A 23,270-nucleotide genomic window follows, 5' to 3' on the forward strand; every position below is an offset into this window, starting at 1 on the left:
GAGGGTGGGGCGGGGTCAGACGACCCGGCGGGTACGGACCGGGTTGAGGGGGGCGCGGCCCAGCCAACGACGGCCGGCCCGCAGGGTGCGGGGGACGACGTGGCCGGAGACCGCGACGATCGGGGCGTCGAGCCGCGGGTCGTCGTCGGCGATCCGCCAGCGGGGCGGGGCGTCGGTGCGGGCCCCGGGGCCGCCGGCGGCGGTGCCGGTGCCGTCGGGTGCGGTCCCGACGGCCTCGAACGGGGAGCGCCCGGCGCGGAACGCCGCCAGACCCCGCCGGAAGACCTCCGGGTCGCCGCCCACGTCGGGGTGGTGCCGGCGGACGAAGGCCCGGAACTCGCCGGCCGGGGTCGGGGCGGCGCTCACGGTGCGGGCGCCCCGGCGGGATCGGTCGGGTCGGTCGGGTCGGCGAGGTCGGTGACGACGACGTCGACCCGGCGGGCGCCGGTCTCGGCCGCCACCAGCGCCCGGAGGGCCTCGGCGGTCGGCCGCACCCGTGCGCCGAGCCGGAGCACCACGCTGACCCGGGCGGGCTCGTCACCGTCGCCGAGGGCGACGCCGACGAGCCGACGCCCCGGCAGGTAGGTGGCGACGGCCCCGAAGGTGCCGCCGGAGAGCCGGACCACGTCGGGGTGGGCGAGCAACGCCCCCGCGACCCGCTCGGAGAGCGAGCCGCGTCCGGGGGCGTCGGCCGATCCGGGCGACACGGCGCGCACGCCGGCGGCCGCGGCCGTGTCCAGCTGCGGTCCGCGGGGCGGCACGGCGCCGGCGGCCGGGCCCGGCCCGGCGGGCCCGCTCACTCGACCCGCGAGGTCGGGGCCGGCGCGGGCTGCGAGTCGTCCTCGTCGCCGGGCATGTGGATGTCGTTGACGGCGATGTTGACCTCGATGACCTCGAGGCCGGTCATCTGCTCGACGGCACCGATGACGTTGCGGCGGACCGCGCGGGCCAGCTCGACGATGCCGGCGCCGTACTCGACGACGATGTCGAGGTCGATCGCGGCCTGCTTCTCGCCGACCTCCACCTGCACGCCCGCGGCCTGCGAGGTGCCGGTGCCGCCGGGGATGCGCTCCCGGATGGCGCCGAAGGCCCGCGAGACGCCGCCGCCCATCGAGTAGACGCCCGAGACCTCGCGCGCGGCGATGCCGGCGATCTTCTGCACCACGCCGGAGGCGATCGTGGTCTTGCCCTGCCCCGAGTCGTCCGCGAGGCGGGAGGGGGTGGCGCCGCCGGTCCGCGGCGCGGCCGGCGTGGTCGTGGCCGAGTCGGAAGGGGTCGTCATGAGGGGCGCTCCTCTGCGCGGGGGGGGGGCGGGGACGGTCCGTGTCCTGCCGGACGGTGCGGCCGCGTGTTCGCGGCCGACTACCCGTCGGACGGCGGGCGCCGGGGAACCGTCACGGATTGTCACCCGAACGGACGAACGTGTACCGGAGCAGGAGCCCGTCGTCGTGCGCGAGGGCCGCGGCGAGGCGCAGGGGGAGCGGCGTCGGCAGCCCGGGGCCGGCCAGGATGCGCCCCGGTCCGCCCCCGACCAGCGACGGCGCCACCGAGAGACAGAGCTCGTCGACCAGCCCGGCCGCGGCGAACGAGCCGAACAGCACGGGCCCGCCCTCGCACAGCACGCGCGCCAGGCCGCGGGCGGCGAGGGCGTCGAGCACCGCCGCGGGGGAGAGGTCGCCCGCGTCGAGGACGTCGGCCACCGACCCGTAGCGGCGCGCGGCCGCCGGGGCCGCCGCGGTGGTCGTCACGATCAGCGGGGGGACCCTGGTGTCGGTGAACAACGCCGCCCCCGGGTCGAGGGCGGGCGAGGCGGTGACCACCGCGACGGGCGGGACCGCGGCCTGGCCGCGCCCACGACGGCGTGCCCGCATCGCCTCCGACGTCCGGGCCCCGCGGTAGTCCTCCGCGCGCACCGTGCCCGACCCGGCCACGATCACGTCGGCGAGCTCCCGGAGCAGGCCGAACACCGTGCGGTCGCCGGGCGCGTCCAGGCCCGCGGAGCGCCCGTCGACGCTGACCGCGCCGTCGGCGCTGGCGGCGAAGTTCACCCGGACGAACGGGCGGCCCGTCGGCGCCGGATGCGCGTAGAGGGCCGCGAGGGCGTCCCGGTCGAGCTCGCCGTCGGGCCCGCCGGGCGGCCAGACGTGCCTCACCCCCGCCTCACTGCTGCGTGCGCTTCTGCAGGTCGTCGATCGCGCGGGAGGCCTGCGACTTCGTCAGGTCGGCCGGCGGCTCCTCCCCGGCCCGCTGGGCGAGCGTCTCCAGGTAGCTCGCCTGCGGGCCGGTCATCGGCTCGTCGCCGGTGACCCACTCGCCCGTGGGCCGCTCCTGGCGGTCCGAGTCGGCCGAGCCCTGCAGGCGCTCGATCTCGTCGGAGGCCTGCGCCTTGGTCAGCTCGGTGGGCGGCTCCTCGCCCGCCTGCTGGGCGAGTGTCTCCAGGTAGCTGGCCTGCGGGCCGGTCATCGGCTCGTCGCCGGTGACCCAGTTCGCCGGGTCCTTCTCCGCGGCGGACCCCTCGCCCTGCTGCTTCACCTCGTGCGGATCCGGAGGTGTGACGCCCGCGTGACGGGAGGGGTCTTGGCCGGACGGCGTGTCGCCCGGCAGACTGTCCCGCGTGTCGGTCTCGCTCATGATGGCTCCCGAGGTCTCGGCCGTCGTGCGGCGTGGTCGGCTGGTGACGGGCGACGATCGCACCGCGGGTCGGCACAGACCCGCCGCACGGTCGAACACCCGTTCGACACGGTAGCGGCATACCCCGACACCGGGGCCCCGATACCCGACGGACCCCGCAGATCGGGCTGCGGCAGGCACCGTCGGACGACCGGGACCGGCCGCCCGCCGCGGTGACCCCGCGCGGCGCGCCGGCAGCCGCCCTCCACCAGGCACCACCGTCCCGCGTGACAGCGTCGTCACGGCCGGGGGACCACCGGGCGACGGGACCGTTGCCGGAACGTGGCGATCAGCACGATTCGAATCAGCGACGCATGCGTGCGCCGGGCGATCACCACCGTTAACGTCAGGTTGCTTCGGCCACCACACGGCCACGACGTCCGGCGCGGGCCGCACGGACGCGTCCCGGCCGCCGGAGCCGGCCCGAACCCCACCCGGACCTGCTGACCACCGCCCGCCGCCGGGCGGCACACGCGTGCCGCCCACCGACCCACCCCGGGGACACCCCGGCGCCGCATCCTCCGTGCCCGGACCGGGCCGGGACCACCACACGACGACGACGGGAGGGCACGAGGCCGTGACCATCACCTCCGGGGCTGCCGCCGACGGCACCGCCGCCACCACGACCCCTGCGACCCCTGCCACCGGCCCCACCAGCGGCGCCACCGCCCAGGGCCTCTACGACCCGGCCCACGAGCACGACGCGTGCGGGGTCTCCTTCGTCGCGGACATCGCCGGCCGCCGGGACCACGGGATCGTCGCGAAGGGCCTGACCGCCCTGATCAACCTCGAGCACCGCGGCGCCCGCGGCGCCGAGCACGCGACCGGTGACGGCGCGGGCATCCTCATCCAGCTCCCGGACGGGCTCTACCGTCCGGTGCTCGCCGAGCAGGGCGTCACCCTGCCCGAGGTCGGCCGCTACGCCGCGGGCGTCGCGTTCCTGCCCGGCGACCCGGAGCAGGCCGCCGCGGCGACGGCGATCGTCGAGCGGCTCGCCGCCGAGGAGGGCGTCGACGTCCTCGCCTGGCGCGACCTGCCGGTCGACCCGGACGGTGCGGGGATCGGACCGACCGCCCGGAAGGTCATGCCGACCTTCCGCCAGCTGTTCGTCGGGCTCCCGGCCGACGTGGACAGCGTCGTCGACACCCCGAACGCGGGTGACGACGAGGCCGGGATCGAGCTCACGATGGAGCGCCGTGCCTTCGCGCTGCGCAAGCGCGCCGAGCACGAGACCCGCGCCGCGGGCTGCGAGACCTACTTCCCCTCGCTGTCGAGCCGCACCGTGGTCTACAAGGGCATGCTCGCCGAGGAGCAGCTCGGCCCGTTCTACGCCGACCTGACCGACGAGCGGACCACCAGCTCGATCGCCCTGGTCCACAGCCGGTTCTCCACGAACACGTTCCCGGCGTGGGGCCTCGCGCACCCGTACCGGTACCTCGCCCACAACGGCGAGATCAACACGCTGCGCGGCAACCGCAACTGGATGCGGGCCCGCGAGTCGATGCTCGCCACCGGCGCGTTCTCCAAGTACGACATGGACCGGCTCTTCCCGATCGTCACGCCCGGCGCGAGCGACTCGGCGAGCTTCGACGAGGTCCTGGAGCTGCTGCACCTCGGCGGGCGCTCGCTGCCGCACGCGGTGCTCATGATGATCCCGGAGGCGTGGGAGAACCACACCGAGATGGACCCGGCCCGCCGGGCCTTCTACCGGTACCACTCCACGCTCATGGAGGCCTGGGACGGCCCCGCGCTCGCGGCCTTCACCGACGGCTCCGTGATCGGCGCGGTGCTCGACCGCAACGGCCTGCGCCCCGCGCGGTACTGGGTCACCGAGGACGGCCTGGTCGTGCTCGGCTCCGAGGTCGGCGTCCTCGACATCGAGCCCTCGGCGATCGTCCGGAAGGGTCGGCTGGAGCCGGGTCGCATGTTCCTCGTCGACACCGTCGGGCGGCGCATCGTCGACGACGACGAGATCAAGGGCGAGCTGGCCGCCGAGCACCCGTACGGCGAGTGGCTGCACGCCGGGATGATCGAGCTGGCCGACCTGCCGGCGCGTCACCGCGTGCCGTTCGACCACGACGTCCTGGTCCGCCGCCAGCAGACCTTCGGCTACACCGGCGAGGAGCTCACCCTGCTCCTGCGCCCGATGGCCACCGGCGGCGCCGAGGCCACCGGCTCCATGGGCAACGACGCGCCGCTCGCGGCCTTCTCCAGCCGCAGCCGGTCGCTGTTCGACTACTTCACCCAGCTCTTCGCGCAGGTGACCAACCCGCCGCTGGACGCCTACCGCGAGGAGCTCGTCACCTCGCTGCAGGTCCAGCTCGGCTCCGAGACCAACCTGCTCGAGGTCTCGCCCGCGTCCTGTCGCCGGGTGGTGCTGCCGCTGCCGGTGATCGACGACGACGAGCTCGCGCAGCTGGTCGGGATCAACGACGACGGCAACCTGCCCGGATTCGCGCCGCACGTGGTCTCCGGGCTCTACGAGGTCGCCGGCGACGGCGACGCCCTGCGCGCCCGGCTGGCCGAGATCCGCGCCGAGGTGTCGTCCGCGATCGCCGAGGGCGCCCGCGTGATCATCCTGTCGGACCGCAACTCCGACGCCCGGTTCGCGCCGATCCCGTCGCTGCTGCTGACCGGCGCGGTGCACCAGCACCTCGTCCGGGAGAAGACCCGCACCCGGGTCGACCTCGTCGTCGAGGCCGGCGACGTGCGCGAGACCCACCACGTCTCGCTGCTGCTGGGCTACGGCGCCTCCGCGGTGAACCCCTACCTCGCGCTCGACTCGGTCGCCGACCTCATCGACCGCGGCGTCATCACCGGCGTCGGCGTCCCCACCGCCACCCGCAACGTGGTCGAGGCGCTGGCCAAGGGCGTCCGCAAGATCATGAGCAAGATGGGTGTCTCGACGGTCGCGTCCTACATCGGCGCGCAGATCTTCGAGGCGATCGGTCTCGGCGACGAGGTCGTCGAGGACTGCTTCGCGGGCACCACCTCGCGGCTGGGCGGGATCTCCTACGAGGTCCTCGCCGAGGAGGTCGCGCAGCGGCACCGGGTGGCGTGGCCGGCCGACGGCGTGCACGCCGCGCACCGCGAGCTCGTGGTCGGCGGCGAGTACCAGTGGCGCCGCGAGGGCGAGCTGCACGTGTTCAACCCGCACACGGTGTTCAAGCTGCAGCACTCCACCCGCACCCAGAACTACGACACGTTCAAGGAGTACACCCGCGCCGTCGACGAGCAGTCGAGCTCGCTGCTGACGCTGCGCGGCCTGTTCGGGTTCAAGGACGGCGAGCGGACCCCGGTGCCGATCGAGGAGGTCGAGCCGGTCTCCGCGATCGTCAAGCGGTTCAACACCGGCGCCATCTCCTACGGGTCGATCTCGCAGGAGATGCACGAGGTCCTCGCGATCGCGATGAACCGCCTCGGCGGCCGCTCGAACACCGGGGAGGGCGGGGAGGACCCGTCGCGCTTCACCCGCGACCCGAGCGGGGACTCGCGCCGGTCCGCCGTCAAGCAGGTGGCCTCCGGGCGCTTCGGCGTGACGAGCGAGTACCTCGTCAACGCCGACGACATCCAGATCAAGATCGCGCAGGGCGCGAAGCCCGGCGAGGGCGGGCAGCTGCCCGGCCACAAGGTCTACCCCTGGATCGCGAAGACCCGGTTCTCGACGCCGGGTGTGGGCCTGATCAGCCCGCCGCCGCACCACGACATCTACTCGATCGAGGACATCGCCCAGCTGATCCACGACCTGAAGAACGCCAACCCGGCGGCGCGGGTCCACGTGAAGCTCGTCAGCCAGGTCGGGGTCGGGACGGTCGCGGCCGGCGTGTCCAAGGCCAAGGCCGACGTCGTGCTCATCTCCGGGCACGACGGCGGGACCGGCGCCTCGCCGCTGTCCTCGATCAAGCACGCGGGCGGTCCGTGGGAGCTCGGCCTCGCCGAGACCCAGCAGACGCTGCTGCTCAACGGGCTGCGCGACCGGATCGTCGTGCAGACCGACGGCCAGCTGAAGACCGGCCGCGACGTCATGATCGCCGCGCTGCTCGGGGCCGAGGAGTACGGCTTCGCGACGGCGCCGCTGGTGGTCTCGGGCTGCATCATGATGCGCGTCTGCCACCTCGACACCTGCCCGGTCGGCGTCGCGACGCAGAACCCCAAGCTGCGCGCGAAGTTCGACGGCAAGGCCGACTACGTGGTCGCCTTCATGGAGTTCGTCGCGCAGGAGGTGCGCGAGCACCTCGCGGCGCTGGGCTTCCGGTCGCTCGAGGAGGCCATCGGGCACACCGAGGTGCTCGACACCCGGGCGGCCGAGTCGCACTGGAAGGCCGAGGGCCTCGACCTGGCGCCGGTCCTGCACCGCCCCGAGCTGACCGGGTCCTACGCCGAGCAGACGCTGTACTGCTCGAAGTCCCAGGACCACGGCCTCGAGAAGGCGCTCGACCACACCCTGATCCAGCTCGCCGAGGGCGCGCTGGCCGACGGGTCGCCGGTGCGCCTCGAGCTGCCGGTGCGCAACGTGAACCGCACCGTCGGCACGATGCTCGGCAGCGAGGTGACGAAGCGCTGGGGTGGCGCGGGCCTGCCCGACGACACCATCGACGTCACCTTCACCGGCTCCGGCGGACAGTCGTTCGGCGCCTTCCTGCCACGCGGGGTGACGCTGCGTCTGGTGGGCGACACGAACGACTTCTGCGGCAAGGGCCTCTCCGGCGGGCGCATCAGCGTGCGGCCGCACCCGGACGCCCCGCTGGTCGCCGAGGAGAACATCGTCGCGGGCAACGTCATCGCCTACGGCGCCACCGAGGGCGAGATCTTCCTGCGCGGCAAGGTCGGCGAGCGCTTCTGCGTCCGCAACTCCGGGGCGCACGCGGTCGTCGAGGGCGTGGGCGACCACGGCTGCGAGTACATGACCGGCGGCCGCGCGGTGATCCTCGGGCCGATCGGGCGGAACTTCGCGGCCGGCATGTCCGGCGGCGTGGCCTACGTGCTCGACCTGCCCGAGCAGCGGGTGAACCACCAGATGGTGGAGCTGGAGGTGCCGGGCGCCGCCGACCTCGACGAGCTGCGCGCCCTGGTGGAGAAGCACTACGCGGCGACCGACTCCGCCGTCGCGCACGGGCTGCTCACCGACTGGGCGACCGCGGCGATGCGGTTCACCAAGGTGATGCCCGTGGACTTCAAGCGGGTCCTGGAAGCGACCGCCGACGCCGAGCGCGACGGCCGGGACGTCAACGACGCGATCATGGAGGCGGCTCGTGGCTGACCCCCGCGGATTCATGACCACCGGGCGCGAACTCCCGCGCCGCCGGCCCGTCGACCTGCGCCTGAAGGACTGGCACGAGGTCTACGAGGAGCTCAACGAGACGACGCTGAAGAAGCAGGCGGGGCGCTGCATGGACTGCGGCATCCCGTTCTGCCACCAGGGCTGTCCGCTCGGGAACATGATCCCGGAGTGGAACGACCTGGTCTGGCGCGACGACTGGTCGGAGGCCATCGAGCGCCTGCACGCCACCAACAACTTCCCGGAGTTCACCGGGACGCTGTGCCCCGCCCCGTGCGAGGCGGCGTGCGTGCTCGGGATCAACAACGACCCGGTCACCATCAAGCAGGTCGAGATCGAGATCATCGACCGTGCCTGGGAGGAGGGCTGGGTCCGCCCGCAGCCCGCCGAGACGAAGACCGGGTTCTCGGTCGCCGTCATCGGCTCCGGGCCCTCGGGCCTCGCCACCGCCCAGCAGCTGACCCGCGCCGGGCACGACGTCACCGTCTACGAGAAGGCCGACCGCATCGGCGGCCTCCTCCGCTACGGCATCCCCGAGTTCAAGATGGAGAAGCGGCGGCTCGACCGGCGCCTCGGGCAGATGGCCGCCGAGGGCACCCGGTTCGTCGCGGGCGTCGAGGTCGGCGGCTCGGGGGAGCACGACATCTCCGTCGCCGAGCTGCAGGAGCGCTTCGACGCGATCGTGCTCGCCGTCGGGGCGACCGCCTGGCGCGACCTGCCCATCCCGGGCCGGGAGAACCACGGCGTGCACCAGGCCATGGAGTACCTGCCCCCGTCGAACCGGGTGCAGCAGGGCGACTACGCGCGCTCGGACATCGACGCGGCGGGCAAGCACGTCGTCGTGATCGGCGGCGGGGACACCGGCGCGGACTGCGTCGGCACCGCCCACCGCCAGGGCGCCGCGTCGGTGACGCAGCTCGAGATCATGCCGATCCCGCCGTCCGAGCGGCCCGCCACCAACCCGTGGCCGACCTACCCGGCGATCTTCCGGGTGTCCTCGGCGCACGAGGAGGGCGGCGAGCGGCTGTTCTCGGTCAACACCGAGGAGTTCCTCGGCGACGGGCAGGGGAACCTGCGGGCGCTCAAGCTCGTCGACGTGCAACGGGTCGGCGGGCGGTTCGAGCCCGTCGAGGGCAGCGAGCGCGAGATCCCGGCCGACCTGGTGTTCCTCGCGATGGGCTTCCTCGGCCCGCAGCGCGAGGGCCTGGTCGAGGCGCTCGGCGTCGAGCTGGACGAGCGCGGCAACGTGCGCCGCGACGCGTCCTACGAGACCTCGGTGCCGGACGTGTTCGTGGCCGGCGACGCCGGGCGCGGGCAGTCGCTCATCGTGTGGGCCATCGCGGAGGGCCGCTCGGCCGCCCGCGGGGTCGACGAGAAGCTGACCGGCCGCACCGTGCTGCCGCGCCCGATCAACCCGGGGGACCGGGCGTTCGCCTGATCTCCTCACCCGGCCGCCACGAACGGGCCGTCCCTCACGGTGGACCGTGACGGACGGCCCGTTCGTCCGTTCCGGGGCTACGCGGTCCGGCTGACCAGCGGCTCGGTGTTGATCGCCGGCACCGTGACCTGCAGCCGGTGCGAGGTGACCTGCCAGAACCGGCGCTCCGGGTCGACGGTGCGCCACGCCTCGGCGGCGGAGTGCACCTCCTCCTGCGCGAGCCCGTCGCTCGGCACGACCGCCACGGCCGGACGGAAGCCGAACCGGCGCCGCGGGGGCGCGGCCGGGGCCACCCCGACGGCGGCCGCGAGGGCCGCCCAGGCGTCCACGGCGCTGCCGTGCACGCTCACCGTGGTCGGGCCGACCCCGTCCCCGAGCAGCACGGTGTAGGCGCTGACCGCGTCGTACGTCACGGATTCCTCCTCCTGCCCCCGGGGTGGGAGCGGCCTGTCCAGCACAACGGCCGGACGCCCCCGCAGGCCAGCCGACACGCAGGTACCCGCGCCGGGCTGAACCGATTCCGCGTCCGACGGTCCACTCCAGCGGCGGTCACTCGACCGGCCGTACCGCCGGGCGGGAGGCGGCCCTCACTCCGCCGAGCAGCGCAGCAGGACGATGACGACGTCGCGGGAGTCCAGGAGCCCCCCGAGCACGGCCGTCTGCTCCTGCGCCTGGTGCCAGGCCGGGTCGTCGGCGTGCCGGTCGGCCAGGAAGCGCTCCACGGTGTCGGCGCGCTCGGTCCACGGCGACGGGGCGTCGGGCAGCGTCGAGGCCTCCACCCGGTCGTGCACCCGGAAGCCGGTGGCGGCGAGATCGCGGTGCAGGTCGACGTCGGTGGGGAAGGTGTTCGACTCCAGCTCGGCGGCGCGCTCCCCACGGGCCACGGGCACGAGGAGCCCCAGCCGCCCGCCGGGGCGCAGCACGCGACGCAGCTCGGTGAGCACCGCCCGCCGGTCCGGGACCGTGTCGAGCACACCGAGGGCCCACGCGGCGTCCACGCCGTCGTCGGGCAGGGGCAGCTGTTCGGTCCACGCCGCCACGGCGGGGTGCCCGAAGAGCTGCACCGAGGCCGTCGCGGCGTGCACCATCGGCTCGGCGAGCAGCACCGGGCCCCGCCAGCGCCAGGAGTACTCGGTGACCAGCCACGCCGTCGGGCCGCCGAGGCCGGCGCCGGCGTCCAGGAAGCGGTCGCCGTCGGTCAGCTCGAGGCCGTCCGCGAGCCACGCGAGGTCCGCGGGCCGCCCGGACCCCCGGCACGCGGCCGGGATCGCGTAGTCGGACCCGAGCTCGGCGACCGCCTCCTCGGTCCACGCCGCGACGGTGTCGAACTCGACCTCCAGCGCCTCCTGCACCCCACGCTCCCTCACCCGGGGCGGAGGGCCGCGCTCTCCGCCTGGTGGGCCGCGCGCACGCGGCGCCCCACCTCGGCCTTCAGTTCGGCGGCTGGTACCCAGCCCGCGCTCGAGCCGACACCGGAGAGATTCACCCCGACCACCCCGTCGAGCGCGAGCAGCGCCCGGGCCTCGGCGACCGCCACCGCGATACCGGCCTCGACGGGGTCGTCGGCGTCGAGCACGGTCGCGACCGCCGCCGGGTCCAGGTCCAGCCCGGGCAGGTCGGCCAGCCCGCGGGCGGTGCGGGCGTCGGTGAACACGGCGACCCCCGCGATCACCGGGATGTCCACCCCGGCCGCGCGACCCGCCGTCAGGAAGTCGGCGAGCGCCGCCGGGGAGGCGACGTGGTTCGTGACGACGAGCCGGGCCCCGGCGGCCTGCTTGGCCGCGAGACCCGCGGCCCGTCCGGCGTGGGGCGGGGCGGCCGGGGCGGCGGTGACGGTCGCGACCAGCCCGGCGGACGCCGCGAGGTGCGCGAGCCGGGTCGCGTCGAGGTCGAACACCTGGGTGGCGCCCGCGCCGACCGTGGTGCCCGCGCCGCTGCCGGGCCGGCTGTCCCCGGTCACGCACAGCACGCCACCCACGCCGAGCGCCGCGAGCCCGACGACCTCCTGCTCGAGCACCACCCGGTTGCGGTCCCGGCAGGTGAGCGTCACCCACGGCCGGACGTCGGCCTCGAGCAGCTGCGCGGCGAGCATCGTCGGCGGGAAGTCGGCGCGGTCGTGCAGGTCGGCCACGAGCACGGCGTCCGAGCCGGTGGCGAGACGGTCGGCCACCGCCCGCAGGGTCGCGGGGTCGCGGGCCGGCACCGAGAGGTCGGAGAGCACGAGCGGCGGGTCGGCGACGGCCGGGGCGTCCGGCTCCGGACCGTCCCAGGCGAGCACCGGCGACCCGGCGGTCCACGGGCAGGGGAGCGCCTCGTCGAGCTCGCAGGCGCCGGAGGGACGGACCCCGCCGCACGGCCCGAACCGCATCCGCTTCGGACAGCTGATCACCGCGCGGGGGTGCCCCGTCCCGGCACGTCGCACCCCTGCGCGACAGGGGGCGGTCCCTACCTCGGATCCGGGGGCCCGCCCCGGCCGCCCGGGGGTCGACCCGATCGGCCCGCAGGCCGCTGACCAGCAGAGTTCTCCTCGTCACCGCCGGATCGCGACGACCACCGAGGAGGCCCGACACCATGCTCACCGCGACCGCACCGCACCCCGCCACCCCCGCCGTCGGCCACCCGGTCGTGTCCGTCGTCGTCCCCACCTTCGACGAGGCGGGCAACGTCGACGAGCTGATGGACCGGCTCGCCGCGGCCCTGCCCGCCGGCGCCGAGGTGATCGTCGTCGACGACTCCCGCGACGACACCGCCGCCCGGGCCCGCGCCGCCGCCGCCCGGGTCCCGTTCCGCCTCACGGTGATCCACCGGGAGGCCCCGACCGGCGGCCTCGGCGGCGCCGTCGTGGTCGGCCTGCGCGCCGCGCGGGCCGACTGGGCGGTCGTCATGGACGGCGACCTCCAGCACCCGCCGGCGACGATCGGCCGGCTGCTCGCCGCGGCCCCCGGCCACGACGTCGTCGTCGCGACCCGCTACGCCGGGGACGGCGACGGGTCGGGCCTGGGCTCGACGTACCGGCACGCGGTGTCGCGGGCGTCGAAGGCGCTCGCCGCGCGGCTGCTCGGCGGGGCCGTCGGCGCGATGAGCGACCCGCTCTCGGGCTTCTTCGCGGTGCGCCGGGCCGCGCTGGACCTCGACGCCGTCGACCCCATCGGCTACAAGATCCTGCTCGAGCTGGTCGTTCGCTCCGGGCTCACCCGCATCGCCGAGGTGCCGTTCACCTTCGCGCCGCGCCACGCCGAGGCCTCGAAGTCGACCGCCCGCGAGGGGCTGCGCTTCCTGCGCCACCTCGCCGCCCTGCGCCGCGCCCCGGCCGTCGGGGCCCCGGTCGACGGCCCCCTGCGGATCCTCGTGATCACCAGCGAGGCACCGCCGATCGTCTCCGGCATCTCGCGGTGCGTGGAGCGGCTCACCGTCGGCCTGCGCGGGCGCGGGCACACCGTCGACGTCCTGTCCTCGGTGCAGATGCCCCGCCTGATGCTCGGCGAGTACCGCTTCAGCCCGCTGCTGGCGCACTGGCGCCGGGTGTCCCGCACGATCGCGCGGTACGACGTGGTCAACCTGCACGGGCCGGTCCCCACGATGAGCGACGTCGTCCTGCTCCTCGCCGGCGCCCGGCGCGGCGTCCCGGTGGTCTACACCCACCACAGCGCCCTGGCCGTCCGCGGCGCGGAGACCCTGTCCGACGTCTACAACCGCCTGCACCGGGTCCTGTCCGGCCGCGCCGACCGCATCCTCACCACCTCGCAGTACTACGCGGACGCCGAGCGCCGGCCCGGCGGACCGCCGGTGGAGGTCGTGCCGTGGGGGGTCGACCTGCGCCCGCTGCCGGCGCGTCCCCGCACCGAGGGCCCGCTCAAGGTCCTGTTCGTCGGCCAGATGCGCCCGTACAAGGGCCTGGAGTGGCTCATCCCGGCCGTGGTCGGCCGCCCCGAGCTGCAGCTCACCCTCATCGGTGACGGAGCGCATCGGGCCGACTACGAGCGACTCGCCGATCCGAGTGACAACGTGCTGTTCCTCGGGCGGGTCAGCGACGACGATCTGCACCGTGCCTACGACACCCACGACGTGGTCGTCCTGCCCTCGGTCACCCGGGCGGAGGCGTTCGGCCTCGTCGTGCTCGAGGGGATGGCGGCCGGCTGCGTCCCGGTGGTGTCCGACCTGCCCGGGGTCCGCGACCTCGTCGACCACGCCGGAGAGGTGGTCCCGGCCCGCGACGCCGACGCCCTCGGCGCCGCCCTGCTCGCCCTCGCCGGGGACCGCGCCCGGCTCGCGGTGCTCTCCCGCCGCGCCCGCCGCCGCGCCGAGGGCCTGGGCTGGGACGCCTGCGTTGAGCGCTACGAGGCCGCCGTGACGGCCACCCTCCGGGCCCGCGGCCGCCGCAGCCGCACCGCCGCCCCGACGCTGAGCCGGGCCGGGTGAGACGGCGATGTCCACCACGACCACGACCACGACCACGACCACGACCCCGACCGCGCTCCGCCTGCTCCGTACGGAGCGCGGGGCGGGCGGCGGCAGCGTCGTCCTGCTCGGCGCCGTCGCCGCCACCGCGGCGCTGAACTACGGGCTCGGGCTCGCCCTGGCGTGGCTCCTGCCGACCGAGGGCTTCGGCGCCGTCGGGGTCCTGCTCAACCTGCTCCTGCTCGCCACCTCGGTACTCGCCGCCGGCTTCCCGTGGGCCCTGGCCCGCGCGACGGCCCGCGGCGCGGACACGGGCCCCGACCCCGCCGCCGTCCGCGCCGCCCTGACCGGCAACGTCGTCCTCGGCACCGTGCTCGCCGGCGCGTTCGCCGCCGTCCAGCTGACCACCGGCGTCGTCCTGCCGGGCGTCGGACCGGTGCCCACGCTGCTCGCCGCGGCCACGATCGTGGTCCTCGCCGTGGTCGCCGTACTGGTCGGCGCCCTCCAGGGCGCCCGCCGCTTCGACGCCGTCGGGGCGACGCGGGTCACCGAGATCGTGGTCAAGGTCCTCGCCGCCCTCGGTGCGGTCGGGCTCGCCGGGTACGGCGTCGGCGGGGTCGCCGCCGCGCTGCTCGCCGCGGCCGTCGCCGCCGCGCTGGTCGCGACCGTCGCCGGCGCGGACCGGCTGCGCCGTCCCGCCGGGTACGCCTCGCCCCGCCGCCGGCCCGGGGTGGTCGCGGCCGCCGTGCCGATGGCGGTCAGCACCACCGGCTTTGGCCTGCTGGGCACCCTCGACGTGCTCGCGCTCGGCGCCGCCGGCGTCCCGCTGGCGGTCGTCGGGGTCTACCAGGCCGCGGCCGTGCTGGCGCGCGCCCCGTTCTTCGTCGGCTCCGCCCTCTCCGACGCCGCCTTCCCGTTCATCGCCGCGGCCCCCAGCGCCGCGGCCGCCCGGAGCGCCCTGCTCGGCGCCCTGCGCTGGGTGCCGCTGGTGCTCGTCCCGGCGCAGCTCGTGCTGCTCGTGGCCCCGGGCCCGGTGCTCGGCGTCGTCCTCCCCGGCGCCTACGCGGCCGCCGCCGGCCCCGTCCGCGTGCTGACCCTCGGCACCACCGGCCTGCTGCTCGCCGACATGCTGCTCAAGGCGCTGTTCGCCCGCGGCCACGCGGTCGCGGTGGCGCGGCGCGTGCCCGTCGCGGTCGCCGCCCAGGTCGCCGCGCTGCTCCTGCTCGTCCCCGCGCACGGCGCCCTCGGCGCCGCGTGGGCCTTCACGGTCGGCACCTGGAGCACGGTCGCGCTGCTCGGCGCGGTCGGGGTCCGGGAGCTGCGCCCCACGGTCCCGACAGCGGGTTCGGCGCGGTGGGGCGGAGCGGTGGCGGTCCTCGTCGTCGTCCTCCTGCTCGCCGCCGGCCTGCCCACCCCGGCCGCCCTCGCCGTCGTCGTGGCGGGCCTGCTCGCCTACGCCCTGCTCGTCCTCCCGCTCCTGCTCGCCCGCCCGACCCGCCCGACCAGCAGCCCGACCCGCCCGACCGAGGTGACCCGATGACCGTCCCCCGCACCGTCCGCCAGGAGGTGTACGACGCCGACCCGGACGCCGTCGTCACGCAGTCCCCGGCCTGGTCCGACGCCCTGGCCGGCCGCGGCCACCGCGACGTCTCACGGCTCTACACGCTGCCCGACGGCCGCCGCCTCGTGCTGCCGCTGGTCGGCCGCGCCGGGCTGAGCGAGGAGTCGTGGCCCTACGCGTGGGGCTACGGCGGCGCGGTCGTCGAGGGCGGGGAGCTCACCGTCGCCGACGCCCGGCTCGTCCTCGACGACCTCCGCCGCCGCCCCGCCCTGCTCCGCTCGGTGGTCCCCATGCCGCTGCGCGGCGCCGTGTGGGCGGAGGCCGCCGGCGCCGACGCCCGGCGCGTCCCGTACACCGCGCAGGTCGTCGACCTCGCGCCCGGCTGGGACGAGCTCTGGGCCCGCGGCTTCCGCCGGCAGGCCCGCAACTCGGTGCGCAAGGCCGAGCGGTTCGACCTCGACGTGCGCCGCGAGACCGGTGCCGACCCCGACGCCCGCGGCCTCGACGTCTTCCGCACGCTCTACGCGCAGTCGGTCGACCGCTGGGCCGCCGACCGCGGCCAGCCCCTCCCGCTCGCGCGCGCCCTGGCCGCCCGCCGCGACCGGCCCGGCCAGGTCGCCGCCGCGGCCCGCGCGCTCGGCGAGCGGTGCGTCGTCTGGTCGGTGCTGCGCGACGGCGAGCCGGTCGCGGCCAACGTCGTGCTCCACGAGCCCGGCACCCGCCACGCGCTCGGCTGGATGTGCGCGATGGACACGACCGGCATCGCGCGCGAGACCCTGGCGACCTACCTCCTGCACTCGCTCGCCATCCGGGACGCCTGCGCGGCGGGCGCCCGCTGGTTCCACATGGGCGAGTCCGACGCCGGGTCGGGCCCCGAGCACTTCAAGCGCTACTTCGGCGCCGTGGCCGTCCCCTACGCGGCGCTGCGCTTCGAGCGGCTGCCGTTCTCCCGCGCCGAGCAGGCCGCCCGCTCGGCCCTCGGCGCGGTGTCGCGGTGGCGGAGGGCGTCGTGAACCGTGCGGGGCGGGTGGTGCTGTCGATCTACGACGACGTCGGCAACCCGCACTACGGCGGGGGCGGGGCCGTGGTCGTCGCCCGGATCGCGGCGCGCCTGCACGCCGACGGGCACGACGTCACCGTGTACTGCGGCTCCTACCGCGGCGCGCGCTCCGGGCGCCGCGACGGTGTGCGCTACGTCCACCTGCCCGTCGGCTGGGCGGGCCCGCGCGGCGGTCAGCTGGTGTTCTCGCTGCTCGTCCCGCTGGTCGCGCTCGTGGTGCGCCCGGACGTGTGGATCGAGAGCCTCACCCCGCCGGTGTCGGCGAGCCTGCTGCCGCTGACGGCGCGCTGCCCGGTGGTGGGCCTGGTGCAGATGCTGTGCGGCGCGGACATGGCGCGCCGCTACCACCTGCCGTTCGAGGCCGTCGAGCGCCGCGGCCTCGCGCTCTACCGCCACCTCGTGGTGCTCAACGACGTCGACGCCGCGCTGGTCGGGGCCGCCGCGCCCCGCGCGTCCGTGACCGTGCTGCCCAACGGCATCGACCTGCCGGACGCGACCACGCCCGCCGTCGGGACCGGCCTGCTCTTCCTCGGCCGGATCGACGTGCGGCAGAAGGGCCTCGACCTGCTGCTCGAGGCCCTTCCCGACGACGGGTGGCTCGAGATCGCGGGCACCGGCACCCCGGCCGAGGAGGCCCGGCTGGCCGCGCTCGTCGCCGACGACCCGCGCGTGCGGCGGCTGGGCCGGGTGGACGGGCCGGCGAAGGAGGCGGCGCTGCGCCGGTGCGCGGTGATGGTGGTGCCCTCGCGGTACGAGACGTTCTGCCTCACCGCGCTCGAGGCGATGGCGCACGGCCGCCCGGTGGTGCACTTCGACCTCGACCGGCTCGGGTGGATCGGCGACGAGGCCGGGGTCGCGGTGCCGGCGTTCTCGGTGCCGGCGCTGCGGACCGCGATCACCGACCTGCTCGCGGACCCGGAGCGCCGGGTCGCGGCGGGGCGGGCGGCGCGGGAGCGCAGCCTCGCCTACGACCGGCGGTTCACCGAGGAACGCTGGTCGGCGCTGGCGGGGGAGCTCGTGGACCGCACCGCGGCCGAGCGGAGCCGGTTGCGGGCGGTCGAGAGCCGGTCGCGGGTCTCCGGCGTCAGCCGCGCGACGATCCCGGTGCGGGCCCGGGCGGCCGTGGCCAGGGCGGTGCGGTGGGCCGGGCCGGTGAGGCGGTGACCGAAGAGCTGCAGCCGGACCTGCGCGCGGACCCCGCTCGCGAGGTCGGCCTTGTAGGACTCGGCGTCGCCGAGCAGGTCGAGGTCGTCGAGCTCCGGGTCGGTGCAGCAGTGGTCGACCAGGTGGTGGGTGAGGACCACTCCCGGCCCGAGCCGCGCGGCGTCGTCGGCCATGCCGAGCTTGAGGAAGTGCAGGGTGCGGTGGGCGCGCAGGCAGTAGCCGAAGGCCACCGCCCGCCCGTCGATGCGCAGGAACGCGAGTCGCAGCAGGCCCGCTCCGGCGGCCCAGCGGGCGCCCTCGGAGTAGAACCGCACGGTCTCGGGGGAGGACAGGATCGCCGACCCGGCGGCGAGCTTCCACGCGCGGGCCTCGAGGCGGAACCCCTCGTCGAGCCGCGCCGCCAGGTCCCCCGACCCGTCGTCGAGATCGAGCGTGACCGTGCCGGCGTCGGCCATCCGGTGGCGCAGGCGCCGCAGCCCGTGGCGCCGGTTCTTCGAGAGTCGGCGCAGGAACGCCTCGGCCGTGCCGGTGGTGTCGATCCAGGGCGACCGGCAGACCGGTCGTTCGAGGGTCGGCAGCCCGGTGGCGCGCAGCGCCGCGGTGCCGGCGTCGTCGGCCGGGAGGGCGGACAGGTCGACCGGCCTGCCGAGCCGGGCGAGCCGGTCGGCCAGCTCGGCGGCGGCGTCCGCGTCGGCGACGACCGGGGCGAACCGCGCGGTCTCGTGGTTCGTGGGGGAGCGCCACCCCCAGGGGCGGGCGGTCAGGGGCAGCACCGCGACCAGCTCACCGTCGCGCTCGACGGTCAGCAGCCGCAACGCGTCCGCGCGGCCGAAGGCGTGCGTCCAGGCGTCGAGCCAGCCCGGCCGGACGAAGGGCGGCGCCCCGGTCGCGACGGCGAGGGCGTCCCAGCGCGCGGTGAGGTCCGGGTCCGGGACACGCACCGCACGGCTCACCCGCCGGGACGCTAGCGGCCGTGCAGGCCCCTGACCAGCGGCGTTGCCGTGCGTGGTGGGACGGACGAGGAGCGTGACCGCGCCGCGGGGGTAGGGCCGTCCCCACCTCGGTCGGAGGGTCCGCACCATCGGCCGGCAGGGCGCGCGGCGCGACGCTTCAGGGGCCGCACCGCCCGAGGAGCCTGGAGCCCGCCGTGACCGTCATCGCCCCCCGACCCTCCGCCCTCGACGCGCCCACCGTGTCGGTGCCGGTCCGGGATCCCGAGGCCACGGTGCCGCTCCCGGTCCGCCGCCCGGTGCCGTTCGCTCCGCCCCTGCCGTTCCCTCCGCTCCCTCCAGGTGGCCCGCGACCGCTCGGCTATCCCGGTCCTCGCGCCTATCCGGTCCCACCGCTCGCCGCGCCGCACGGCCCCGCGGGGCTCGCGGGCGCACCGGTGCCGTGGGGCCCGCCGTCGGGACCGCTCCCGGTCGCCCCGCCGGCGCGCCCCCGCCGTCCCGCGACTGCGGTCCTGGTCGTCCTCCTCGTGGCCGTCCTGCTCGTCGGCGGCGGGATCGCCGCCTGGGTCGGCTTCAGCGTCGGCCCCGCGTACTCCACGGGCGCCGTCGTGGACGGTGCCCGGTGACCGCGCGTACCGCCCTGCGTCCGGTTCCGTCACAGGGGGGTGCGCCCCCTCCCGGCACCGGCCGGATGCCGTCGAGGCTGACCGCCGTGCGCGCCAGCCTCGGACGCCGCGGGCCCGCGCCCGAGTGGCTCGTCGCGCTCGTGGTCGCCGTGGTGTCGGCCGTGCCGGTCCTGTGGAACATCGGCTCCGCGCCGGACACGATGTTCGACGAGGTCTCCTACGTCATGGCGATGCGGAACATCGCCCTCGGCGGGGACTACACCTGGTCGAACCAGCCGGTGTTCGTCCACCCGCCCCTGTCGTTCGTGCTCCAGGCGGGCTGGCAGTGGCTGTGGGGCCTCGCCGACGCCGACCTCGAGACCTCCGTGCGCGGCGCCCGGGTGTTCGCGGGGCTCGCGACCGTCGCCGTCGTCGTGCTCACGGTCCTGATCGCCCGGCGCCTCATGACCGCCGCCACCCCGCGTCGTCGCGCGGTGCTCACCGTGGTGATCGTCGCGCTGGCGGCCACCGACCCGATCCTGCTGCGCTACCTGCGGATGGCGATCATCGAGCCGTTCGCGGTGGCCCTCTCGCTGTTCGTGCTCCTCGTCGCGATGCGCCTCGACGCCCACCGGCCCGCCGTGTACGTCCCGCTGATCGGCACCTCGACCGGCCTCGCGCTGCTCACGAAGGAGATGTCGGTCTTCCTCGTGGCGACCCCGCTCGTGGCGGCCGTCCTCGCCCGGGACGTCCCGCGCGTGAAGCGGTCGCTCGGCGCGCTCGCGGTGGGCGGCGTGGTGTGGCTCGCCTTCCCGGCCTGGGCGATCGGCCTCGGCCTCGGGAAGGAGTTCGCCGACGAGAAGCTGCTGCTGTTCTACCGGCTGCTCGGCATCGTCCAGACCACGGGCTGGAACCGCCCCGGCTTCTCCTCGCGCTCGCTGCTCGAGGCGACCGCGATCGCCGGCCGGGACTACGGCACCTCCTACCTCGTGCTGCTCGGCGGCGGCCTCGCGCTGGTCCGGCTGCTCCTGTGCGTTCCCGACGGCGGGGCGCGGTGGCTGCTGGCCTGGCTGCTCACCAGCTACGGCTTCGGCGGCTACATGGTGGCGTTCGGCAGCCTCAACGAGCACCTCTTCGTCTACCTCGTGCCCGCCGCGGTCGTCGGGACTGTCCTCGTCGGCGACGCGCTCGTCGCCCGGGCCCGCCCGGCCCGCGCGGTCGCCCTGGGGCTCGTCGTGGTCGCGGTCGGCTTCTCGCTCGGCGGCTGGGTCCGCAACGACGCCGTCGACGGCGACGGCGTGTTCCGCTCGGCCGCCCACCTGCGCGACACCCGTCCCGCCTGCGACGTCGTCAACGGCATCGGCGACTCCGGCAAGTGGGCGCCCCTGCTGCCCGGCCGCGAGCTCACCGACTTCGGCACCGGGCAGGCCGCGGCCAGCCACGGGGTGCACCTGTTCTTCGTCTCCGGCAAGGACCCCGCCGTCGGGAACGCGCTGCCGGAGCTGCCCGCGTGGATCACCGCGCACGGCACCCGCCTCGCGAGCTTCCCGAGCGCGACCTACGGCGGCCTCGAGCTCTGGGAGGTCCCCGCGGACCCGTTCGACCCGCTCGCCGACGTCGAACCGACCCGCGACGGGGTGTTCGTGACGACCGTCGGGTCGCGCTGCGGCGGCTACCCGGTCCTCGGTGCCCTCGCCGCCCGGTGGGAGGAGCGCGGCGGCAAGGGCGTGCTCGGCCCGCCCCGCGGCTCCGCGTCAGGGACGACCCAGGTGTTCGCCGGGGCCGTCCTCACCGACGCCGGCGCCCGCCCCGTCGTCCGCGAGCTCGCCGCCACCGACCCCGCCGCGTACGCCGCCGCGGGCCTGCCCCCGGTCACCGCCCCGGGCGGTCTCGACGACGGCGCCCTCACCGACCCCGCGATCCGCGCCGCCTACCTCCGGGCCCCGGAGGGCACACCCGGGGCGTTCACCTCGGCCGCGAACCGCCTCGGTGCCCCGCTCGGGCCCCCGACGACGGGTCCGGACGGGTCGGTGTCCCAGCCCTTCGCCGCCGTCGTCCTCACCCGGGCGGCCGGCTCCGACGTCGTCCGCGCGGCCCCGGTCGGCGACCTCGCCGTGCGTGCGGGCCTCGTGGCGCTGCCGCCGGAGTCGACCGTCCCCGTCGCCCCGCCGCCGCTGGCGGGGGAGACGGCCCCCGACCAGCCGTCGAGCCTGCGCGGCTTCGCCGGGGCGCTGCTGGTCCTGCTCGTGGGCGTGGCCGGGGTGCCCGCCGTCGTCGTCCTCGCCCGCCGGCGCCCGTCCGGCGCCGCACCGCACCGCCAGGAGGAGCAGCCGTGAGTCCGCCCGCCCTCGGGGTCGTCGCCCGCCCGCCCCGCCGCACGGTGCTGCTGCGCGGGGCGCTGCTCGCGGCCCTGGCCGTCCTGGTCGTCGTCGTGAAGGCCGGCGGCCTGCTGTCCTCGCCCCCGCCCGAGGCGCCCCCGATGCCCGGCGGCGCGGTCGTCGTACCCGGCCTGCTGCGGGCGACGGCCCCGGGGGAGTCCGACCTGGTGCTGCTGCGCGACACGTTCGGGGTCCGGACGGTCGTCGCGGTCACCCGGGCGGGCGTCGAGGAGCGGGCGACCGCCCGCGCCCTCGGCCTGCGTCTCGTGGAGCTCGGGGTCGGGGCCGACGGGGTGCCCACCCCGGCGCAGGTCGCGACCGTCCTCGGGCTGCCCGGCCCGGTGTTCCTGCACGACGACACCGGCGACGGCCCGGTGGCCGTCCTGGCCGGCATGGTGCAGCTCGTGCGCGGGATCCCCGCGACCGACGTCGCCGCCGGGCTGACGCCGGCGGAGGCGGCTCGCCTCACCCCCGAACAGCGCCGCGCGCTCGCCGAGGTGGCCGGCGCCGTCGACGGGTCGCGGCCCGCGAGCCCCTACGCCGGGCTGCGGGGGCGGTGATGCGCCCGCTGCTCGCCGGGCTGCTCGCGGGCTGCCTGCTCGTGGGGTGCGGGGCGTCGGTGACGCCCAGCGCGGCCGTCGCCGGCGTCCCGACCGCGGGGACGCTGCTCTCGGCCGTGGAGCACTCCCCGGCCGAGGCGGCCGCGGGGGTCCGGGCCGCGATGGTCGAGCTGTCCTGGGCGCGCGTCGAACCCGAGCCGGGCCGGATCGACGTCGCGGCCCTGCGCGCGCTGCGCGCGGACGTCGACGCCCTGCGCCGCGACGGGCGGTCGGTGTCGCTCGGGCTCGGCCTGCACGACACCCCGGACTGGGTCCTGGCCCTCCCCGACGCCCGCCTGGTCGACGCCTCCGGCCGGACCTCGCCGTACGCCGCGATCGTGTTCGACCGGCGGCTGCGCGCGCTCGCCGAGGCCTACCTCGCCCGCGTCGCCGCGGTGGTCGACCTGCGCGCGGTCGACTCGATCCGGCTCGGCGCCGGCGGGCTCGGCGAGGTCCTCTACCCCGACGGCGGGTGGTGGGCCTTCGACCGCAACGCGCGGAACGGCCCGGACCTGCCGTCCTCGATGCCGCGCAACCCCGCCCCGGGCTGGGTGCCGGGCTCCGGCGGGCTGCCCGCCGACGGCGTCCGCGCCTGGGCCGACTGGTACGTCGGGGCCCTCGTGGACGTGGTGCGCTGGCAGATGACGACGCTGTCGGACCTGGGGTTCGGCGGGTCGTTCGAGGTGCTGACGCCCGGCGTGGGCGTGGTGCCCGCGGCGTACGACGCGGCGGTCGCGCGCGGGCTGTCCGACGACCGCCTCGGGACGGGCGCGGCGTGGGCCGCGCTGTACGCGGCCCTCCCGCACGACGGCCGGGTGGTCGCCTCGGTGACGTCGGTGGCCGACGGCTCCGGCGGGGACGACCCCTGCACGCCCGACGACCGCGCCGTGGCGCTGGACGACCCGGTGGTCGGGGAGTGGTCGGCGACGCGGTGGATCACGCGGGTGGCCGGTGAGCACGGCCTGGCCGTGACCGGGGAGAACCCCGGCTACGGCGCCTCGGCCGACCTCGACGCCGCCTACCGCGACCCGTCGGAGCAGGGCATGGCCGCGGTGGCCTGGCGGCAGGCACGTGCGTGCGGGTTGCGCACGCTCTCCTGGGCGCACGACCGGCAGCTCTGGGACGGCACGCTGCCCCTCGCGGCGTTCGCCGACCGGGCGCGGGGCTGA

General features: G+C 76.4%; 18 protein-coding genes and 2 pseudogenes. 10 read left to right on the forward strand and 10 right to left on the reverse strand.

Going from position 1 to position 23,270, the window contains the following annotated elements; translation table 11 throughout:
* Positions 1-15: 15 nt before the first annotated feature.
* The 6 genes and pseudogenes from LN037_RS13575 to LN037_RS13600 form a co-directional block, all read right to left on the reverse strand.
* Complete coding sequence (locus LN037_RS13575) at positions 16-366, reverse strand: hypothetical protein (RefSeq protein WP_230753295.1); 351 nt, start codon at positions 364-366, stop codon at positions 16-18.
* The gene (locus LN037_RS13580; protein WP_230753297.1) at positions 363-800 is read right to left on the reverse strand and encodes a hypothetical protein; all 438 of its coding nucleotides are present in this window, start codon (positions 798-800) and stop codon (positions 363-365) included. Before LN037_RS13580 ends, LN037_RS13575 begins: the two co-directional genes overlap by 4 nt.
* The gene (locus tag LN037_RS13585) at positions 797-1,282 is read right to left on the reverse strand and encodes an Asp23/Gls24 family envelope stress response protein (protein WP_230753300.1); all 486 of its coding nucleotides are present in this window, start codon (positions 1,280-1,282) and stop codon (positions 797-799) included. The genes LN037_RS13580 and LN037_RS13585 overlap by 4 nt, the downstream gene beginning before the upstream one ends.
* A gap of 112 nt (positions 1,283-1,394) precedes the next feature.
* Positions 1,395-2,153 (reverse strand): pyrimidine reductase family protein, encoded by a 759-nt coding sequence (locus tag LN037_RS13590; RefSeq protein WP_230753301.1) that lies wholly within the window; start codon positions 2,151-2,153, stop codon positions 1,395-1,397.
* 7 nt (positions 2,154-2,160) lie between these two features.
* Positions 2,161-2,367: a DUF3072 domain-containing protein gene (locus tag LN037_RS13595; RefSeq protein ID WP_372460448.1), complete on the reverse strand. Its 207-nt coding sequence runs from the start codon at positions 2,365-2,367 to the stop codon at positions 2,161-2,163.
* Positions 2,353-2,532: pseudogene (locus tag LN037_RS13600) on the reverse strand (DUF3072 domain-containing protein); the annotation flags it as partial. The gene LN037_RS13595 and the pseudogene LN037_RS13600, both read right to left, overlap by 15 nt.
* A 715-nt stretch (positions 2,533-3,247) precedes the next feature.
* Between LN037_RS13600 and gltB the strand changes: the two are divergent.
* Both gltB and LN037_RS13610 read left to right on the forward strand, forming a co-directional pair.
* Positions 3,248-7,930, forward strand: a complete 4,683-nt coding sequence (gene gltB / locus LN037_RS13605) for a glutamate synthase large subunit (RefSeq protein WP_230753303.1) — start codon at positions 3,248-3,250, stop codon at positions 7,928-7,930.
* Positions 7,923-9,386, forward strand: a complete 1,464-nt coding sequence (locus tag LN037_RS13610) for a glutamate synthase subunit beta (RefSeq protein ID WP_230753305.1) — start codon at positions 7,923-7,925, stop codon at positions 9,384-9,386. Before gltB ends, LN037_RS13610 begins: the two co-directional genes overlap by 8 nt.
* Before the next feature lie 77 nt (positions 9,387-9,463).
* Here LN037_RS13610 and LN037_RS13615 read toward each other — a convergent pair whose 3' ends face one another.
* The 3 genes from LN037_RS13615 to LN037_RS13625 all read right to left on the reverse strand — a co-directional run bounded on the left by LN037_RS13615 (position 9,464) and on the right by LN037_RS13625 (position 11,775).
* Entirely contained in the window at positions 9,464-9,799 is a 336-nt protein-coding gene (locus LN037_RS13615; protein WP_230753307.1) for a hypothetical protein, read from the reverse strand.
* Positions 9,800-9,973: 174 nt separating this feature from the next.
* Complete coding sequence (locus LN037_RS13620; protein WP_230753310.1) at positions 9,974-10,738, reverse strand: class I SAM-dependent methyltransferase; 765 nt, start codon at positions 10,736-10,738, stop codon at positions 9,974-9,976.
* An 11-nt stretch (positions 10,739-10,749) separates the two neighbouring features.
* Positions 10,750-11,775, reverse strand: a complete 1,026-nt coding sequence (locus tag LN037_RS13625; protein ID WP_230753312.1) for a methylenetetrahydrofolate reductase C-terminal domain-containing protein — start codon at positions 11,773-11,775, stop codon at positions 10,750-10,752.
* Between the two features lie 182 nt (positions 11,776-11,957).
* Between LN037_RS13625 and LN037_RS13630 the strand changes: the two genes are divergently transcribed.
* The 4 genes from LN037_RS13630 to LN037_RS13645 are packed head-to-tail and all read left to right on the forward strand — an operon-like array spanning position 11,958 to position 17,569.
* Positions 11,958-13,805: a glycosyltransferase gene (locus LN037_RS13630; RefSeq protein WP_230753314.1), complete on the forward strand. Its 1,848-nt coding sequence runs from the start codon at positions 11,958-11,960 to the stop codon at positions 13,803-13,805.
* A gap of 7 nt (positions 13,806-13,812) precedes the next feature.
* Entirely contained in the window at positions 13,813-15,324 is a 1,512-nt protein-coding gene (locus LN037_RS13635) for an oligosaccharide flippase family protein (protein ID WP_230753317.1), read from the forward strand.
* Positions 15,321-16,358 (forward strand): GNAT family N-acetyltransferase, encoded by a 1,038-nt coding sequence (locus LN037_RS13640; RefSeq protein WP_230753319.1) that lies wholly within the window; start codon positions 15,321-15,323, stop codon positions 16,356-16,358. Before LN037_RS13635 ends, LN037_RS13640 begins: the two co-directional genes overlap by 4 nt.
* Positions 16,355-17,569, forward strand: coding sequence for a glycosyltransferase family 4 protein (locus LN037_RS13645; RefSeq protein WP_230753322.1), 1,215 nt, complete (start codon positions 16,355-16,357; stop codon positions 17,567-17,569). The genes LN037_RS13640 and LN037_RS13645 overlap by 4 nt, the downstream gene beginning before the upstream one ends.
* Before the next feature lie 62 nt (positions 17,570-17,631).
* Here the strand turns inward: LN037_RS13645 and LN037_RS32525 are convergent.
* A pseudogene (locus tag LN037_RS32525) lies at positions 17,632-18,651 on the reverse strand (GNAT family N-acetyltransferase); the annotation flags it as partial.
* Positions 18,652-18,716: 65 nt separating this feature from the next.
* Between LN037_RS32525 and LN037_RS13655 the strand changes: the two are divergent.
* The 4 genes from LN037_RS13655 (at position 18,717) to LN037_RS13670 (ending at position 23,270) form a co-directional block, all read left to right on the forward strand.
* Positions 18,717-19,145, forward strand: a complete 429-nt coding sequence (locus LN037_RS13655; protein WP_230753325.1) for a hypothetical protein — start codon at positions 18,717-18,719, stop codon at positions 19,143-19,145.
* A gap of 86 nt (positions 19,146-19,231) precedes the next feature.
* Positions 19,232-21,460: an ArnT family glycosyltransferase gene (locus tag LN037_RS13660; RefSeq protein WP_230753328.1), complete on the forward strand. Its 2,229-nt coding sequence runs from the start codon at positions 19,232-19,234 to the stop codon at positions 21,458-21,460.
* Positions 21,457-22,062: a hypothetical protein gene (locus LN037_RS13665; RefSeq protein WP_230753331.1), complete on the forward strand. Its 606-nt coding sequence runs from the start codon at positions 21,457-21,459 to the stop codon at positions 22,060-22,062. The genes LN037_RS13660 and LN037_RS13665 overlap by 4 nt, the downstream gene beginning before the upstream one ends.
* Positions 22,062-23,270, forward strand: coding sequence for a hypothetical protein (locus LN037_RS13670; RefSeq protein WP_230753333.1), 1,209 nt, complete (start codon positions 22,062-22,064; stop codon positions 23,268-23,270). The genes LN037_RS13665 and LN037_RS13670 overlap by 1 nt, the downstream gene beginning before the upstream one ends.

It is taken from the genome of Actinomycetospora soli, assembly GCF_021026295.1.
GTDB lineage: Bacteria > Actinomycetota > Actinomycetes > Mycobacteriales > Pseudonocardiaceae > Actinomycetospora > Actinomycetospora soli.